This window comes from Neisseria sp. Dent CA1/247 (assembly GCF_022870825.1).
In the GTDB taxonomy this organism is placed as follows: Bacteria; Pseudomonadota; Gammaproteobacteria; order Burkholderiales; family Neisseriaceae; genus Neisseria; species Neisseria zoodegmatis.
Map to the genome: position 1 here is coordinate 209,435 of NZ_CP091522.1, position 15,053 is coordinate 224,487.

Below are 15,053 nucleotides of genomic sequence, written 5' to 3' on the forward strand. Positions count from 1 at the left end.
GGTTCGTATATCGTATATGTATATATAGTGTGAGGCCGTCTGAAAATATCGGTGATCCGTTCGCTGTAAGCATAAGTTTTTCAGACGGCCTGATGGGTCGGTTTAAAAACGTGTACCCAAGCTGATGTGCCAGCGTACTTTTTTGTCGTGATGGCCGTAGGCAATGTCAAACGAGAAAGGCGCTACCGGGCTGAACCAGCGCACGCCGAGACCCGTGCCGTGCTTCAACGACATTTTCTTAAAGTTCAAAGCTGCGTCACCCATGTCGTGGAATACCGCTGCCGAAAAGCTTTTGTTGATCGGATACTGGTATTCCAAGCTGGCCACGGCTAAGGCTCGCTCGGGCAGCACGGAATTGTTGGGGCCTGCCAAGCCGATGCTGTCCAATTCATAACCGCGGATAGAGGTTGCGCCGCCGGTGCGGAACCTTAAAGAAGAGGGTACTTCCTGATCTTCACGCGCATACACATAGCCCACTTGTCCGCGCGCGATAAAGGTGCCGATTTTTTTGTTTTCCGGCGTGAAGTAATAACCCGCACTTGCCCGCGCCCGTGCAATGCTGGTGGACGACAGCAGCGAGCCGAGTGTAGAGCCGATTTTGCCGTCGAGGTAATAGCCGTTTTCGGGACGCAGCAGCGTAGACATTTCCTGCCGTTTCCACGAAGCCGTTACCATCGTGGCGTGGCTGCGGCCTAAATCGTAATTGGTGTCCGGCACGCGGCTGCTTTCGGTCAGGTATTCGACGCCGATACGCGATTCGATGTTGTTACGCTCGCGCACGCGCCAAATGCCGCTGCGTAAAGCGTGTTTCTCAAGGTTTTGAGTGGTGGAGCGGGTGTAGGAAACGTTGGAAGTCAGATAATGGCCGTTGCTTTTGCGCGGTTGGCTCACACCGGCTGCCACGGTGGTTTCGTATTTGTCGGTGTCCACCACGAACGAACCGATGTAGCCGCGGTTAAACAGGTTGTAGTAGTCATAACCGATGCGCCCGCCCAAGCCGTATTCGGAATCATAGCGTACACCGGCTTCGAGTTTGTGCCGTTTGACTTCCGATACCGCCACTTTGACCGGCACTCTGTCGTCCTGCAAATTGTCAAAATCGGCTTGTACCGACGCGCCGGAATAATGGCCGTCTTGCTCCAGCGCCTGCTGATAATCGAGAAGCTGGTCTAAATCATAAGGCGAACCGGGTTGGAACTTGGCCATCCCACGCACCACGCTTTCAGGATAGCGCTTGGTGCCGCTGATTTGGATGTCGCCGAAATAAATCGGCCGGTTACTCTCTACGACCACATTTAAATCGGCGGTATTGTTGTAGGGATTGATGGTGGCCTGAGAATGGGATAGTCGGGCCAAAGGATATTTTTTGCGTGTTACCGCTGAAAGCACCGATGTTTTACTGCTGCTCCAGCCGCTTTGGTCGAAAGGATTTTCTACCGGCAAGGCCCAGTTTTCCAAAGCACTTTTATAGTATTGCGCCAAATCGCCGTCTTGCAGCACATCACCCACAATCGCCACGCCGACGTTATCCACTTTCGTGCGCGGGCCGGTGGTAACATTAACTTGATAGCCTTCGCCCAAAGGTTCTACCGTAACTTTGCCGTTGAAATACCCTTTGGTTTTCAACATCGTGATAACGTTGTCAGGCGTTTCTTCAGCTAAAAAGCCCAGCTGTTCTTTATCCAATTCCTCTTCTTCTTGCTGGGAAATCAAAGGCAAATGCTCTTCCAACATCTCTTTGACTTCTTTATCGTTCACATTGATACGGATCGGATACTTTACCGGCAGCTTTTTACCGTTGCTTTCAGCTTGTTGCGGTTCTTTTTTTTCTTTTTTAATAGGCACATAGTCTTCAGGCGAAGGTGTATAGGCGAAAGCCTGTGTGCAGGCAAGCGAAAGCGCGGGCAGTAAAAGCTTAACGGTGTGTTTTTTCATAACTTCTTAAACCAGTTTTTAATTTTTTAAAACGATAGCAGCGTCTGCGAAGGCCGATTCTAGCATTTTTTATTATTTTCAGCAGGCGGCATCATTAAACCAAGAAAGATTTTTTTATCGGTAAGCATTTATTCTTATAGCAAATTTTACAGATTTTCTAAAAAATGAAAGCGAACAAACTGAAAACGCCTGAAAAAGAAAATGATGTTACGGATGAATAAAAGGGTGTACTTCGTGATGAGATATTTTATAAAAATAAAATATTAAAATTTGATTTAAATTGAAATAAAACACTAAAAAATGAGGTTTATAAAAATTTAGCAGCTTAATTAACGGCTTCTATCCATTCAAAGCGTTTTATTTTAGAATGTTAGCTATTCTTAACCTTATATAAGGATGTGTCGTGGCAAGTGGAAATCCGGTTATTGATGCCGTTAATCGCGTTAGTTTGGTGCAGCAGATTATTATCGGGCTGCTGTTAGGTGCAGCACTGGCGGCACTGTCGCCTTCTGCCGGTTTGGCGGCTGGGCTGTTGGGAACGCTTTTTGTGGGTGCATTGAAAGCAGTTGCACCCGTGCTGGTGTTTGTGTTGGTCATGAGTGCCATTGCCAGCCATCAAAAAGGCAATGAGGCTTACATCAAACCTATTATTGTGTTGTATGCCATCGGTACGTTTACCGCCGCGCTTTCTGCTGTGATTGCAAGTTTTCTGTTTCCAACCGAAATCGTATTGGTAAGTGCAGGTGACGTTACTACTACGCCTCCTTCAGGCATTAAAGAAGTCATGAAAACCTTGCTGTTGAATCTGGTAGCCAATCCGATTAATGCCCTTGCGAATGCAAACTACATCGGTATTTTGGCATGGGGCTTGGTGTTGGGATTTGCCTTGCGTCATGCGTCCGAGCAAACGAGACTCATGATTGCAGACTTGGCGGATGCCGTTTCAACCGTTGTCAAATGGGTTATCCGTTTTGCACCTTTAGGTATCTTCGGTTTAGTGTCTTCCACCATTGCCGAAACCGGTTTCGGTGCTTTGGCAGGCTACGCGAAATTACTGGCTGTATTGGTAGGCTGTATGCTGTTTATCGCTTTGGTGGCGAATCCGTTGATTGTGTGGTGGAAAATCCGCCGCAATCCCTATCCGCTTGTGTTGACTTGCTTGCGCGAAAGCGGTGTAACGGCTTTCTTCACCCGCTCTTCCGCAGCCAATATCCCGGTTAATATGTCGTTGGCCAAAAAACTCGGTTTGCACGAAGATACATATTCGATTTCTATTCCTTTGGGCGCGACCATCAACATGGCGGGCGCGGCCATCACCATCACCGTGTTAGCAATGGCAGCCGCACACACTCAAGGCATTCAAGTGGATTTTGCGACAGCTTTATTGTTGAGTTTGGTTGCTACCGTTAGTGCGGCGGGTGCTTCAGGCGTAGCCGGCGGTTCATTGCTGTTAATTCCTTTAGCGTGCAGTTTGTTCGGTATCCCAAATGATATTGCCATGCAAGTTGTAGCAGTAGGATTTATTATCGGCGTAGTACAAGATTCAGCTGAAACCGCGTTGAACTCATCTACTGATGTACTCTTTACTGCGGCCGCAGATTATGGAAGACAACGTGAAGAAGGCAAACTTTAAAATTCATTCATCCGTACAAGGATGAGAGTGTTTAGGTAGATTGAGGCCGTCTGAAAAATTCTTTTTTCAGACGGCCTTTGAGTGTTTGGCGCATTTGGATTGATGGGTGGTGTGTTGGCGTCTAAATTAAAAGTTTGCGGTTTTGTGCAAGCGTTGGGTAAAGTTGTCTAAAATAATTCCCATAATAAACAGCGATATGTGATTTTGGGTGTAATTTTTTGCGTTGTGGTTATTGACGGGGCTGCGGGCGGGTGTGTATAGTTCGGCTTCTTCGCTGCTGACACAGCGGCAACCGTTCTTTAACAACACAGATTACCGATAAGTGTGAGTGTCTTTGGGCCTCACACTGCGACAAAAAACAGAGAGACAAGATTATACATTGTCTGTCAGTTACTTTGAAGCAGACCAGAAGTTAAAAAGTTAGAGATTGAATATAAGAGTTTGATCCTGGCTCAGATTGAACGCTGGCGGCATGCTTTACACATGCAAGTCGGACGGCAGCACAGAGAAGCTTGCTTCTTGGGTGGCGAGTGGCGAACGGGTGAGTAATGCATCGGAACGTACCGAGTAGTGGGGGATAACTGTCCGAAAGGATGGCTAATACCGCATACGCTTTGAGAAGGAAAGCAGGGGCTCTTCGGACCTTGCGCTATTCGAGCGGCCGATGTCTGATTAGCTGGTTGGTGGGGTAAAGGCCTACCAAGGCGACGATCAGTAGCGGGTCTGAGAGGATGATCCGCCACACTGGGACTGAGACACGGCCCAGACTCCTACGGGAGGCAGCAGTGGGGAATTTTGGACAATGGGCGCAAGCCTGATCCAGCCATGCCGCGTGTCTGAAGAAGGCCTTCGGGTTGTAAAGGACTTTTGTCAGGGAAGAAAAGGTTGTGGTTAATACCCATGACTGATGACGGTACCTGAAGAATAAGCACCGGCTAACTACGTGCCAGCAGCCGCGGTAATACGTAGGGTGCGAGCGTTAATCGGAATTACTGGGCGTAAAGCGGGCGCAGGCGGTTACTTAAGTCAGATGTGAAATCCCCGGGCTCAACCTGGGAACTGCGTTTGAAACTGGGTGACTAGAGTATGTCAGAGGGGGGTAGAATTCCACGTGTAGCAGTGAAATGCGTAGAGATGTGGAGGAATACCAATGGCGAAGGCAGCCCCCTGGGATAATACTGACGTTCATGCCCGAAAGCGTGGGTAGCAAACAGGATTAGATACCCTGGTAGTCCACGCCCTAAACGATGTCAATTAGCTGTTGGGCAACTTGATTGCTTAGTAGCGTAGCTAACGCGTGAAATTGACCGCCTGGGGAGTACGGTCGCAAGATTAAAACTCAAAGGAATTGACGGGGACCCGCACAAGCGGTGGATGATGTGGATTAATTCGATGCAACGCGAAGAACCTTACCTGGTCTTGACATGTACGGAATCCTCCAGAGACGGAGGAGTGCCTTCGGGAGCCGTAACACAGGTGCTGCATGGCTGTCGTCAGCTCGTGTCGTGAGATGTTGGGTTAAGTCCCGCAACGAGCGCAACCCTTGTCATTAGTTGCCATCATTTGGTTGGGCACTCTAATGAGACTGCCGGTGACAAGCCGGAGGAAGGTGGGGATGACGTCAAGTCCTCATGGCCCTTATGACCAGGGCTTCACACGTCATACAATGGTCGGTACAGAGGGTAGCCAAGCCGCGAGGTGGAGCCAATCCCACAAAACCGATCGTAGTCCGGATTGCACTCTGCAACTCGAGTGCATGAAGTCGGAATCGCTAGTAATCGCAGGTCAGCATACTGCGGTGAATACGTTCCCGGGTCTTGTACACACCGCCCGTCACACCATGGGAGTGGGGGATACCAGAAGTAGGTAGGGTAACCGCAAGGAGCCCGCTTACCACGGTATGCTTCATGACTGGGGTGAAGTCGTAACAAGGTAGCCGTAGGGGAACCTGCGGCTGGATCACCTCCTTTCTAGAGAAAAGAGGCTGAGAGGCACTCACACTTATCGGTAAACTGTGATATTAAAGATGCGTTTAAGCTTGAAGATGTGCTGCATGAATTACTTTTAAGCCGAGCATGACCGAAAAGGTTATTCGGATTAAGAAGGATGGTTGTTGGCATATTGGAAAGCAAAGAGACCTTGGGTTTGTAGCTCAGCTGGTTAGAGCACACGCTTGATAAGCGTGGGGTCGGAGGTTCAAGTCCTCCCAGACCCACCAGACATTCTCAAAGCAAGAGTAAGCAGTATCGATACTTGAGTAAGAGTATGGGGGCATAGCTCAGTTGGTAGAGCACCTGCTTTGCAAGCAGGGGGTCATCGGTTCGATCCCGTTTGCCTCCACCAAACATTTAAAGACTTTACAAATTAAAGTTAGCTGCTACAATGCGCAGCTCATTTTAATTTGCGAAGTTTGAGACAAAAGTTTGTTTCATATAAACGCATTGATCTTTAACAAATTGGAAAGCCGAAATCAACAAACAAAGACAATGTCGGCTTACTGTAACAGGTAAGCCGCAGTATTTGGGTGATGATTGTATTGACCGGATTGTGAAACACAAAAGGCACAGTTCGGTACACAACAAGCAGTAAGCTTTGTCAAAGTAGAGTCTTCAAGTTGCGTAGGTAGTCAACGCCGAAGCAACGAAGTCAGAGAGGTTCTTGAAATGATAGAGTCAAGTGAATAAGTGCATCAGGTGGATGCCTTGGCGATGATAGGCGACGAAGGACGTGTAAGCCTGCGAAAAGCATCGGGGAGCTGGCAATAAAGCTATGATCCGGTGATGTCCGAATGGGGAAACCCACCGTATTTTGTACGGTATCCTTATCTGAATACATAGGATAAGCGAAGCGAACCCGGAGAACTGAACCATCTAAGTACCCGGAGGAAAAGAAATCAACCGAGATTCCGTAAGTAGTGGCGAGCGAACGCGGAGGAGCCTGTATATGATAGCTGTTGAGATAGAAGAACAAGCTGGGAAGCTTGGCCATAGTGGGTGATAGCCCCGTATTCGAAATTTCATCAGTGGTACTAGGTATACGACAAGTAGGGCGGGACACGTGGAATCCTGTCTGAATATGGGGGGACCATCCTCCAAGGCTAAATACTCATCATTGACCGATAGTGAACCAGTACCGTGAGGGAAAGGCGAAAAGAACCCCGGGAGGGGAGTGAAATAGAACCTGAAACCTGATGCATACAAACAGTGGGAGCCTATTAATTGGGTGACTGCGTACCTTTTGTATAATGGGTCAACGACTTACATTCAGTAGCGAGCTTAACCGGATAGGGGAGGCGTAGGGAAACCGAGTCTTAATAGGGCGATGAGTTGCTGGGTGTAGACCCGAAACCGAGTGATCTATCCATGGCCAGGATGAAGGTGCCGTAACAGGTACTGGAGGTCCGAACCCACGCATGTTGCAAAATGCGGGGATGAGCTGTGGATAGGGGTGAAAGGCTAAACAAACTCGGAGATAGCTGGTTCTCCCCGAAAACTATTTAGGTAGTGCCTCATGTATCACTTCCGGGGGTAAAGCACTGTTATGGCTAGGGGGTCATTGCGACTTACCAACCCATGGCAAACTAAGAATACCGGAAAGTGCAATCATGGGAGACAGACAGCGGGTGCTAACGTCCGTTGTCGAGAGGGAAACAACCCAGACCGCCAGCTAAGGTCCCAAATGACAGATTAAGTGGTAAACGAAGTGGGAAGGCCCAGACAGCCAGGATGTTGGCTTAGAAGCAGCCATCATTTAAAGAAAGCGTAATAGCTCACTGGTCGAGTCGTCCTGCGCGGAAGATGTAACGGGGCTCAAATCTGTAACCGAAGCTGCGGATGCACCTAGTGCATGGTAGGGGAGCGTTCTGTAGGCCGATGAAGGTGACTTGAGAAGGTTGCTGGAGGTATCAGAAGTGCGAATGTTGACATGAGTAGCGATAAAGCGGGTGAAAAGCCCGCTCGCCGAAAGCCCAAGGTTTCCTACGCAACGTTCATCGGCGTAGGGTGAGTCGGCCCCTAAGGCGAGGCAGAAATGCGTAGTCGATGGGAAACGGGTTAATATTCCCGTACTTGATTCAAATGCGATGTGGGGACGGAGAAGGTTAGGTTAGCAAGCTGTTGGAATAGCTTGTTTAAGCCGGTAGGTGGAAGACTTAGGCAAATCCGGGTCTTCTTAACACCGAGAAGTGATGACGAGTGTCTACGGACATGAAGTAACCGATACCACGCTTCCAGGAAAAGCCACTAAGCTTCAGTTTGAATTGAACCGTACCGCAAACCGACACAGGTGGGCAGGATGAGAATTCTAAGGCGCTTGAGAGAACTCGGGAGAAGGAACTCGGCAAATTGATACCGTAACTTCGGGAGAAGGTATGCCCTTTGATGTGAAAGACTTGCTCTGTAAGCATTGGAGGGTCGCAGAGAATCGGTGGCTGCGACTGTTTATTAAAAACACAGCACTCTGCTAACACGAAAGTGGACGTATAGGGTGTGACGCCTGCCCGGTGCTGGAAGGTTAATTGAAGATGTGCAAGCATCGGATCGAAGCCCCAGTAAACGGCGGCCGTAACTATAACGGTCCTAAGGTAGCGAAATTCCTTGTCGGGTAAGTTCCGACCCGCACGAATGGCGTAACGATGGCCACACTGTCTCCTCCCGAGACTCAGCGAAGTTGAAATGGTTGTGAAGATGCAATCTCCCCGCTGCTAGACGGAAAGACCCCGTGAACCTTTACTGTAGCTTTGCATTGGACTTTGAAGTCACTTGTGTAGGATAGGTGGGAGGCTTAGAAGCAGAGACGCCAGTTTCTGTGGAGCCGTCCTTGAAATACCACCCTGGTGGCTTTGAGGTTCTAACCCAGGTCCGTGATCCGGATCGGGGACCGTGCATGGTAGGCAGTTTGACTGGGGCGGTCTCCTCCCAAAGAGTAACGGAGGAGTTCGAAGGTTACCTAGGTCCGGTCGGAAATCGGACTGATAGTGCAATGGCAAAAGGTAGCTTAACTGCGAGACCGACAAGTCGAGCAGGTGCGAAAGCAGGACATAGTGATCCGGTGGTTCTGAATGGAAGGGCCATCGCTCAACGGATAAAAGGTACTCCGGGGATAACAGGCTGATTCCGCCCAAGAGTTCATATCGACGGCGGAGTTTGGCACCTCGATGTCGGCTCATCACATCCTGGGGCTGTAGTCGGTCCCAAGGGTATGGCTGTTCGCCATTTAAAGTGGTACGTGAGCTGGGTTTAAAACGTCGTGAGACAGTTTGGTCCCTATCTGCAGTGGGCGTTGGAAGTTTGACGGGGGCTGCTCCTAGTACGAGAGGACCGGAGTGGACGAACCTCTGGTGTACCGGTTGTGACGCCAGTCGCATCGCCGGGTAGCTAAGTTCGGAAGAGATAAGCGCTGAAAGCATCTAAGCGCGAAACTCGCCTGAAGATGAGACTTCCCTTGCGGTTTAACCGCACTAAAGAGTCGTTCGAGACCAGGACGTTGATAGGTCGGGTGTGGAAGCGCAGTAATGCGTGGAGCTAACCGATACTAATTGCTCGTGAGGCTTGACTCTATCATTTGAAGGACTTTGGATAGTTTCTTTGAATAAGCTTGCATCAGTCTTGTGAGACTGATACACATCACCGTTGATTAAAGAATAAATAAGTGGAAGCGAGCTTCCATAACGGCTTACCGATTTGTACAGTTTACGTCTGGCGGCCATAGCGAGTTGGTCCCACGCCTTCCCATCCCGAACAGGACCGTGAAACGACTCAGCGCCGATGATAGTGTGGATACCCATGTGAAAGTAGGTCACTGCCAGACACTTATTCCGAACCCCCGATACTTGTGTATCGGGGGTTTTAGTATTGCGGTCGTGGACAGGAAAATTTATTGGGTTCGGATGACGGCTCATAAGGTTAGTTTGCCGGCAGGCTTGTGCGCAATAGGCACAGAAGCCGAGAAGGCCGGTATATGGCGGATCAAAGGGGGGCGGAGTGGTAATGGAAAGACAGCGTGTTGTTGGGGAGCGACAATGTTCTCTATGTATATAGTAACCAGAGTTAAAAGTATTTGAAGGGTGTTGGGAATCTGTTTATGATGGTTCGGACTGCCTGTGCGGGCAGTGTGAGGTATATTGCCTGTTGGTAGAGGCCTCAGGTATGACACATTACGGAAAACCATCAAGAAGGATTTAGAAGATGAAGAAATATTTAGCGGGTGCGCTGGCTCTGTTGTGGTCGGCGGTATCGCTGGCGGCGGTGAATATCAATACGGCGACGGCGGAGGAATTGAAGGCGTTGCCGGGTATCGGTCCGTCGAAGGCGGCGGCGATTGTGGAGTACCGTCAGCACAACGGTCAGTTTAAGAGTGTTGACGATTTGAAGAATGTGAAGGGTATCGGCGAGGGTATTTTAGCGAAGTTGCGCGATGAGGCGACGGTTGGTGGCGGTAAGAAGCCGGCCAAAGCGGCGGTGCCGGCGCTGAAGGAGAAGGCTAAAGAGAAGCGCTGATAGAGCCTAGGTTTGCTATTGACTGAATTGGCAGATTGGTGTTGTTTGGTTGGCAGTGGGCATAGTATAGAGAGCGGCCGGATGCGGGAGTGTCCGGCCGCTTCGTTTGGGGCGGGAAAAGAAAGCGGGTGTCGGTTCTAATGCGTTATAAAAAGTAACGGCAGAAGGACGACAGTGCTGGGGAAGGCGCTTGAAGCGAAGACGGGAAAGCGGGAGGCCGTCTGAAACCCGCCGGAGCGTTGTGGCTGATGCCATCCATAACCGGCAAAGTAGTTCAATAGTGGCTGTAAGGGAAGGAGGCTTTATTTCATCCTTGCTGACGTTACCAACATTCAATCTCTTACTGTTGACGGAAGAGAGATAGAAGGTGGGGGTGACGATGGGTTGTCTGAAACCTGGAACGTTGTAACTGATACAGTGGCTGGTGGGGTATTTGGTAGCACTGTAATGAATGAAATTCTTTTGCATAGAAAATCCCTGCGTTGTTTACACTTTTTGTTTTTGCTTGAAGATCTATTCAGGGATTTGTGAGGGTTGTCAAGAATGCGGAAAGGCATTATTCTTGAAAATGCTCAAAAGTCACGAAACAATCATTTCAGCAAAAAACAAAAGCTGTTTAGTATAAAAAATATAAATAGCCTGACCTTTTCCAACATCTGATGCCGTCTGAAAAATTCATTAATATCCCCCGCATCTTTCATTAAACCTTGTGCTTCGGTATCATTCCGACATCTTGTTTTCCGTTTGGAAGTTCATTATGCAAAACTGGTCTTTACCTGATTTTGAGCAAAAAATTTGTCCGCCGGAGCGGTTGGCGGAAAGCCTTGCTGCTTTACCGCGTCCGTTGGTTTTTACCAATGGCTGTTTCGATATTCTGCATCGGGGGCATGTAACTTATTTGGCACAGGCGCGTTCTGCCGGGGCGGCGTTGATTTTGGCTTTAAATACCGATGCTTCAGTAAAACGGCAGGGTAAGGGCAGCGATCGTCCGATTAATTCTTTGGCCAACCGTGCCGCAGTAGCAGCTTCCTTAGCCAGCGTGGATTTGGTTACTTGGTTTGATGAGGATACGCCGGCGGCTTTGATTGAGTTGGTGAAGCCGGATATTTTGATTAAGGGCGGTGATTGGCCGGTGGAGAAAATTGTCGGGGCGCAGGAAACGCTTGCCCGTGGCGGTAAGGTGTATTCGATTCCTTTTTTACATCAAACTTCTACTACGCAGACTTTGGCGAAAATCCGCGCGGTTGAAGCAGCGGAGAATAAATGACTGCGATCAAACAGCAGCATTGGAAGCTGCTTGCCGCTCTTTCAGACGGCCTGCCCCAACATGTATCGGCTTTAAGCAAAAATATCGGCTTGAAGCCGCATCAAATCAATTGCTTGTGGCAGCAGATGCCGCCGCATGTGCGCGGATTGTTGCGGCAGCATGATGGACAGTGGCGTTTGGTGCGGCCTTTGGCGGTGTTTGATGAAACGCGTTTGCAGAAAATCGGTGCCGAACACGGTTTTCAGACGGCCTTGTATCATGAATGCACGTCCAGTAACGACATTGTATTGGACGCGGCTAAAAATGTGCCGGATCAGGCTCAAGGCTTGTTGGTGGTGGCGCATCAGCAAAGCAAAGGACGCGGCAGACAAGGCCGGGCATGGCACAATCGTTTGGGTGAATGCTTGATGTTCAGCTTCGGCAGAGTGTTTGAGCAGAGACAGCACGAGTTAGGTGCATTGGCCTTGGCGGTGGCTTTGGCGTGCCGAAATGCTTTGTTCAAACTCGGCGTGCCCGCGCAAATCAAATGGCCGAACGATTTGATGGTGGGCTGCGACAAACTCGGCGGGATTCTGATTGAAACCGTGCGTAGCGGCGGCAAAACCGTGGCGGTGATTGGCATCGGCATTAATTTTGTTTTGCCGAAAGAGGTGGAAAACGCAACGTCGGTGCAGGCGGTTTTTCAGACGGCCTCATCTGCATCTGCTGTGAGCGCAGATGCTTTGTTGTCGGCCTTATTGGGCGAGTTGGACAGCGTATTGGCACAGTTTGAGAGAAACGGATTCGGTGTCTTGGCGGACGATTATCTTGCCGCCAACCGTGATTACCGCCGCCCCGTGTGCCTGCTGCAAAATGATGAAATCGTCTGTGAAGGCGTGATGGCGGGCGTAACGGCCGAAGGTGCTTTGCGTTTGCAGGCCGGCTCGACGGAGCGGACTATTGTCAGCGGCGAAATCAGTCTGCGCCCCGATAACCGACCGCAGCCGGTTCAGACGGCCTCTTCCTGCCGTTATCTGCTGCTCGACGGCGGCAACAGTCAATTGAAATGGGCATGGGTGGAGGACGGCGCGATTATTCATACCGGCCGTTCGCCTTACCGCGACTTGAGCCTGCTCGGAGAGGAGTGGCGGGAGCGTTCAGACGGCCTCGATATCCGTATCGTAGGATGTGCCGTGTGCGGTGAAGCCAAAAAAGCTTTGGTGGCAGAACAGCTGCCGAAACCGGTGGAATGGTATACCTCCATGTCTCAAGCTCTCGGTATCCGCAACCATTACCGCAATGTCGAAGAACACGGTGCCGACCGCTGGTTTAATGCGCTCGGCAGCCGTCGTTTTACCTGCAATGCCTGCGTTGTTGTGAGTTGCGGAACGGCCGTTACAGTAGATGCGCTCACAGACGACAACCATTATCTTGGCGGCACCATCATGCCCGGCTTTCATTTGATGAAAGAAGCCATGGCTTTGAAAACCGCCAATCTCAACCGCCCGCTCGGGCGCATTTACCCGTTTCCTACCACTACGGCCAATGCTTTGGCCAGCGGAATTATGGATGCCGTATGCGGATCGATTTTGCTGATGCACGCCAGACTGAAAGAAAAAGTGGGTGAAGACAAGCCGGTCGACCTTATCATTACCGGTGGCGGTGCACCGAAAGTCGTCCAAGCACTACCGTCTGTTTTTGGTTTGGACAACACGGTTAAAATTGTAGATAATCTTGTGATTTACGGCTTACTTAACTGGATACAACAAAAATGAAATGGCTATTTGCTGTGCTGGTGGCATTAAACATCATTGTTTTCGGGGGAATGGTTGCCAGCCGTGTAGCAGAAAAACAGAAAACCGCAGTTGCGCCAACCGTGCCGATTGCGGCGGGTTCGCAACAAGAGCTGAGTCCGCCCTCCACTCTCCCGCCGGACAAACAGCCTGAAACTCTTTATCCCGACTGGATCAACAAAAACGAGCCGCGCCCCGTGGCATCGGAGCCTTTGGATGATGAAGTAGTGCTTGCGGCGTTGGCACAGAAAGTGAAAGAAGAAGAGGCGGCTAAAGAGAAAAAAGAACGTGAAGAAAAGGCCAAACGCGAGCAGCTGGAAAAAGAACGTGCCGCCCGTGAAAAAGCCGAACAGCTTGCTCAAGAGAAAAAAGAACACAGCCGCAGCAGCGGGCAGTGCGTTTCTACTGCTTCCATCACTTTGGACGAAGATGCCTACCACCGCATTAAAGGCTTGCTCCAACAATGGCCGCACGCCGCGTCGCGCACGGTAGAAAAACGCAGTAACGGTAAAAAATCTACCGGGTCGTCTGAAAAAACCTACCGCGTGTTGGTATCTGCCGGCGGTGATGCTATTGAACAGCTTGACAGGCTGGCTGCGAAAGGATTCAGCGGCTCTCTTTACGAAGGTGACATTAGCGTGGGTGTGGTCGGCAGCCGCTCGGCCGCGCAAGTGTTGATTTCACGGCTTTCCACCGCAGGATTCGGCGGCACACGCATCCAAGAACAAGGCGGTGGAGATAACGGCGGTAACGGTAACGATAGAAGCCTGAGCGTTGCCAAAATGTACGTTACTTTCTTCGGCGTAGACGATAAAAATGCTCAAGCCATTCAGAATGTGGTAGATCGTTACGGCAGACTGAACCGCAGGTCTTGCCGCTGATTCGGCAAAATGCAATCGCAAACTGATTAGGGTGCAATCAAAACAAAGGCGGATGAATCATCCGCCTTTGTTTTGATTCTGAATTTCATTTTTTATTTCTCAAGGCGTTTGAAATACTACCGGCGGGCGGATATACAATCCGCCCCTACGAAACTGTTTGTTGCTCGGCAGAAGGTTTGGTGGAATCCGAATGGCAGGCTGGTTTTATCGCACATAAACTTAACTTGCTATGTTGTTGCCGTACCTTGGCTTGGGGAGAACGGTTTTGTAAGCAGCTAAAGCGGCAACAGAATCAAGTCCGTACTGCTTACTGTTTTCGGCTTGTTGCGTATTAAAAACCGTTTGTTTGCTTTAGAGAAACCCGTTAAGTTTACTTTCAGACGGCCTTAAGCTTGCTCATCAAGGCTTGCTTTATCCGCCATCTTATTTTTGAAGTTTATTCACATGACTGCTACTGAAATTATCCACATTATCGGCACCGCTGCTTTTGCCGTTTCGGGCTATTTGGTCGGCGTACGCAAGCATTTGGATGTGCTTGGTGTGCTGATTGCCGCTTTGCTTACGGCGGTGGGCGGCGGTATTGTCCGTGATGCGGTTATCGGGCGCATTCCCGTGGTGTTTGTCGAAAACACGGCTTGGATCGTTATCGGTATTACGCTGCTGCTTTCGTGGCTGTTTAAATTGCAGAAAAGCCGTAAGCGCGAGTTGGCGACGGCTTTTTTACTGGCCGACTCGCTGGGTTTGGTGGCTTTTACCATTACCGGTGCGCAGGTGGGCCTTGCTTTGGATTTGAATATTTTCGGCGTGGTAATGCTCGGCTTCGTGACGGCAGTCGGCGGCGGCATTGTGCGCGATGTGCTGGTGAACGACATTCCGATGATTCTGCGTAAAGACTTTTACGGAACGGTGTCGGTGATTATCGGCTTGGCGATGTATCTGCTGGATAAGGCGGGTTGGATTAACCCCTTGATGTTGAATGTGTTGCTGTTTGGCGGCTATGCGTTGAGACTGTGGGCCTACCGCGTGGCTTGGGCTTTGCCGCGTTTTTAGCATTCGGTTTTCAGACGG

Annotated in this window: 7 protein-coding genes, 2 tRNA genes and 3 rRNA genes; 11 read left to right on the plus strand and 1 reads right to left on the minus strand. The window is 50.0% G+C overall.

Going from position 1 to position 15,053, the window contains the following annotated elements; translation table 11 throughout:
* Positions 1-102 precede the first annotated feature (102 nt).
* Entirely contained in the window at positions 103-1,935 is a 1,833-nt protein-coding gene (locus LVJ85_RS00925) for an autotransporter assembly complex family protein (protein WP_115134142.1), read from the minus strand.
* Positions 1,936-2,338: 403 nt separating this feature from the next.
* On the opposite strand from LVJ85_RS00925, the gene sstT reads away from it, so the two are divergent.
* The 11 genes from sstT (at position 2,339) to LVJ85_RS00980 (ending at position 15,035) form a co-directional block, all read left to right on the plus strand.
* Positions 2,339-3,568, plus strand: a complete 1,230-nt coding sequence (sstT, locus tag LVJ85_RS00930; RefSeq protein WP_085364256.1) for a serine/threonine transporter SstT — start codon at positions 2,339-2,341, stop codon at positions 3,566-3,568.
* Positions 3,569-3,997: 429 nt separating this feature from the next.
* Positions 3,998-5,538: ribosomal RNA gene (locus LVJ85_RS00935) — 16S ribosomal RNA — on the plus strand.
* A gap of 171 nt (positions 5,539-5,709) precedes the next feature.
* A tRNA-Ile gene (locus LVJ85_RS00940) sits at positions 5,710-5,786 on the plus strand.
* Positions 5,787-5,835: 49 nt separating this feature from the next.
* Positions 5,836-5,911, plus strand: a tRNA-Ala gene (locus LVJ85_RS00945).
* 327 nt (positions 5,912-6,238) lie between these two features.
* Positions 6,239-9,125, plus strand: a 23S ribosomal RNA gene (locus LVJ85_RS00950).
* A 138-nt stretch (positions 9,126-9,263) separates the two neighbouring features.
* Positions 9,264-9,376, plus strand: a 5S ribosomal RNA gene (rrf, locus tag LVJ85_RS00955).
* The 16S, 23S and 5S rRNA genes sit together here with 2 tRNA genes alongside, the layout of an rRNA operon.
* A 377-nt stretch (positions 9,377-9,753) precedes the next feature.
* Positions 9,754-10,065 carry a helix-hairpin-helix domain-containing protein gene (locus LVJ85_RS00960; protein ID WP_095197808.1) on the plus strand — a complete coding sequence of 104 codons (312 nt, stop codon included), beginning with the start codon at positions 9,754-9,756 and terminating at the stop codon, positions 10,063-10,065.
* A gap of 757 nt (positions 10,066-10,822) precedes the next feature.
* The gene (locus LVJ85_RS00965; RefSeq protein ID WP_244740666.1) at positions 10,823-11,332 is read left to right on the plus strand and encodes an adenylyltransferase/cytidyltransferase family protein; all 510 of its coding nucleotides are present in this window, start codon (positions 10,823-10,825) and stop codon (positions 11,330-11,332) included.
* Positions 11,329-13,086, plus strand: a complete 1,758-nt coding sequence (locus LVJ85_RS00970; RefSeq protein WP_244740668.1) for a bifunctional biotin--[acetyl-CoA-carboxylase] ligase/type III pantothenate kinase — start codon at positions 11,329-11,331, stop codon at positions 13,084-13,086. Before LVJ85_RS00965 ends, LVJ85_RS00970 begins: the two co-directional genes overlap by 4 nt.
* Positions 13,083-13,985, plus strand: coding sequence for a cell division protein (locus tag LVJ85_RS00975; RefSeq protein WP_244740670.1), 903 nt, complete (start codon positions 13,083-13,085; stop codon positions 13,983-13,985). The genes LVJ85_RS00970 and LVJ85_RS00975 overlap by 4 nt, the downstream gene beginning before the upstream one ends.
* A gap of 444 nt (positions 13,986-14,429) precedes the next feature.
* Positions 14,430-15,035 (plus strand): trimeric intracellular cation channel family protein, encoded by a 606-nt coding sequence (locus tag LVJ85_RS00980; protein WP_244740672.1) that lies wholly within the window; start codon positions 14,430-14,432, stop codon positions 15,033-15,035.
* The last annotated feature ends 18 nt before the right edge of the window (positions 15,036-15,053 follow it).